Genomic DNA, 3,467 nt, shown 5'->3' with positions numbered 1-3,467 from the left:
GGTGGCGGTCATCGGGGCCGCGGCGGCGTCGTCGGCGTCCGAACCGGTGACGTCGGGATCGGGCAGGGCGGCTCGGTCGAGCTTGCCGTTCCTGGTGAGCGGCAGGCTCGCCAACTCGGCGAAGACGGCGGGGATCATGAAATCGGGCAGCCGGCGGCGAAGATGCGCCCGCAATTCGGTGGCGTCGGGGAGGTCTGCGGCGGGGACGAGGTAGGCAACGAGCCGACGGTCGGCGCCGTGCCGGTCGGCGACGACGGCGGCGGCGCGGACGCCCGGGTGGGCGCGGAGCGCCGCCTCGACCTCGCCGGGTTCGATCCGGAACCCGCGGACCTTCACCTGGTGGTCGCCGCGGCCGAGGAACTCCAGGCGTCCGTCGCCGGTCCAGCGGGCCCGGTCGCCGGTGCGGTAGAGCCGCGAGCCGTCGGCGGCGAACGGGTCGGCGACGAACCGTTCGGCGGTCAGCGCGGGCCGGCGGTGGTAGCCGCGGGCGACCTGGGCGCCGCCGATGTACAGCTCACCCGGTACGCCGGCCGGGGCCGGGTTCAGCGCGGCATCGAGGACGTAGGCCCGGGTGCCGGCGAGCGGCCGGCCGATCGGGGTGCGGCCGGTCTCGGCGTCGGCGGTGGTGAGTCGGCCGGCGGCGGCGCCGATTGTCGTCTCGGTGGGTCCGTAGTGGTTGACGACGGCCCGGTTGCCGGCGACCGCGAGCAGTCGTGCGACGAGTGCCGCCGGGGCCGCCTCGCCGCCGAGCAGCAGCGCCCGGCCCGGGAAGAGACGTGCCGCGTCCTGGTCGCCGGCGAGCGCCATGAGGTGCGAGGGCACGAGCTTGACGTAGTCGATGGCGTGCCGGGTGAGGTACGCGGCGACGGCGGCCGGGTCGGCGACCTGTCCGGGGTCCATGACGTGCAGGCTGCCGCCGGTGGCCAGGGCGGCGAACAGGAAGGTGTTGCCGAAGTCGGTGACCGCCGGCTGTAGCAGCGCGTACCGTCCGCCGGGCGCGCCGAGCCCGGCCCGCGCGACGACTGCCGGGACGTATCCGGCAAGGCCCCCGTGGGTGACCTGGACGCCTTTCGGGGTGCCGGTGGAGCCGGAGGTGTAGATGACGTAGGCCGTCTGCTCCGGGTGGATCTCCCGGGTCGGCCCGGCGGCCGGGCCGGCGAGGATCCGCTCGCCGAGGTCGACGACGGGGAGCCGTCCGGCCGGCAGGTCGTCGGCGGCGTCGCCGGAGGTCACCACGACCGCCGCGCCGCTGTCGGCGAGCATCATCGCCAGACGCTCGGACGGGTGGGCGGCGTCGAGCGGCAGGTATGCCCCGCCGGCCAGCCACACGGCGAGGATCGTCGTGATGGTCTCGGCGCCCGGGGCGACGCAGACGGCCACGACGGTTTCCGGGCCGACGCCGAACCCGCGCAGGTGCCCGGCGAGGGCGGTGGCACGGCGCACCAGCCCGGCGTAGGTGAGCAGCCCGGCCGCGTCGGCGACGGCGACGGCGTCGGGGCAGCGGGCGGCCCGGTCCAGGATGCGTCCAGGCAGGAGCCCAGCGGCCGGAGCCGGCTCGGTGTCGTCGTTCCAGTCGCGCACGATCCGGTCGCGCTCCTCCGGGGCCAGCAGCGGCACCCGCGACACCGGCCGCGCCGGGTCGGCGGCCACGGCGGCGAGGAGGTTGAGCAGGTGCCCGACCATTCGGTGGATCGTCGGCGGATCGAACAGGGCGGTGCTGAACTCGATGCCGCCGCTGATGCCGGCCTCGCCGTCGGCGACGAAGAGCCGCAGGTCGAACTTGGCGACGACGTCGACGCCGGCGTCGGCGTGGGAGAGCCCGACCCCGCCCGCGTCGTCGGTGACGTCCTCCGTGTCGTAGTTGAACAGCACCTGGAACAGTGGGGTCCGGGACCGGTCACGCTCGACGGCGAGGACGTCAACGAGCTGCTCGAGCGGCACATCCTGGTGGGCGTGCGCCTCGAGGGCGCTGCGCCGGACCCGGGCGAGCAGTTCGCCGAACGTCGGGTCGCCGGACAGGTCGGTGCGCATGACGAGGGTGTTGAGGAACAGCCCGACGATCGGCTCGGTCTCGGCGCGGCCACGGTTGGACACGGGGGTGCCGATGACGACGTCCTCGGTGGCGCAGTACCGCGCCAGCAGCAGCGACCACGCCGAGAGCAGCGTCATGAACATCGTGGCGCCGGCATCGCGCGACAGCGCCCGCAGACCGTCCACCGTGGACCAAGGCACATCGAACGCCACGACGGCGCCGGCGCTGGACCGGATCGCGGGGCGGGGCCGGTCGGTCGGCAGGTCGAGGACGGGCAGGTCGGCGAGGCACTCCCGCCAGTACGCCAACTGCCCTTCCAGAACCGTTCCGGCGAGCCACCGGCGCTGCCAGACGGCGAAGTCGGCGTACTGCAGCTCGAGCGGTGGCAGCGTCTGCCCGGCGTAGAGGGCGGCCAGCTCGCGGCGGAAGATGCGGCCCGACCACTCGTCGAAGGCCACGTGGTGCACGCAGAGCGCGAGCAGGTGCTCGGTGGCGCCGAGGCGGATCAGCGTCATCCGGGTGACCGGGCCGCGGGCCAGGTCGAACGGCACGGCGGCGTCGGCCGACACCAGGGCCCGCGCGGCCGCCGCCGGGTCACCGGCGTCGGACACGTCGACGACGGGCAGCACGAGGCGCCCCGGCGGGTCGACCACCTGCACGGCGACGCCGTCGGACCCGGCCACGAGCCGGGTCCGCAGCACCTCGTGCCGGGCCAGCAGCGCTCCGAGGGCGTGCTCCAAGGCGGTGACGTCGAGGTCGCCGGCCCAACGCGTCGGCATCGGCAGGCTGTACTCGGTCGAGCCGGGGGCAAGCCGGTCGAGGAACCACAGCCGCTGCTGTGCGAAGGACAGCGGCAGTGGCCCGTCACGGCGGGCCGGGGTGACCGGCGGCACCAGCAGCCCGGCGAGCCGTCCGGGGGTCACTGGGCGGTCATCGGCGATCGGGTGGGCGTCGGCGTGGTCGATGACATCGGCGAGCGCGCGGACGGTCGGGTGGTCGAAGATCGCGGCGAGGGGCAGCTCGACGTCGAACGCGGCCCGGATGCGGGAGGTGACCTGGGTGGCGAGCAGGGAGTGGCCGCCCAGGGCGAAGAAGTCGTCGGTCGCGCCGACGCCGTCGAGGCCGAGCACCTCGCTCCAGACGGCGGCGAGCCGATTCTCGGTCGGGCCGGCCGGCGGCTCGTGCCCGGCCGGCGGCGCGGCCCAGGAGGTGTCGGGCGCGGGTAGCGCGGCCCGGTCGGGCTTACCGTTGGGGGTGAGCGGTATGGCGGCCAGCTCGATGTGCACGGCGGGCAGCATGTGGTCGGGCAGGGTCTGCCGCGCGTGCCGTCGCAGCTCGGCAGGGTCCGGCATGCCTTTGGCCGGGTCGGCGGGCACCACATAGGCGGCCAGTTGCCGGTCGGCGCCGTCGCCCCAGACCCGCACCACGGCTGCGC

1 protein-coding gene is annotated in these 3,467 nt (G+C 75.3%); it reads right to left on the bottom strand.

The features are described 5' to 3' along the window. Positions 1-3,467, bottom strand: a 3,467-nt coding sequence (locus AC507J_RS32155; RefSeq protein ID WP_496294298.1) for an amino acid adenylation domain-containing protein, incomplete at both ends; no start/stop codon positions are given.

This window comes from Micromonospora sp. PRAS1, assembly GCF_059553435.1.
Note: the sequence above shows the minus strand (reverse complement) of the source record. Positions and strands in the feature narration are given on the sequence as shown.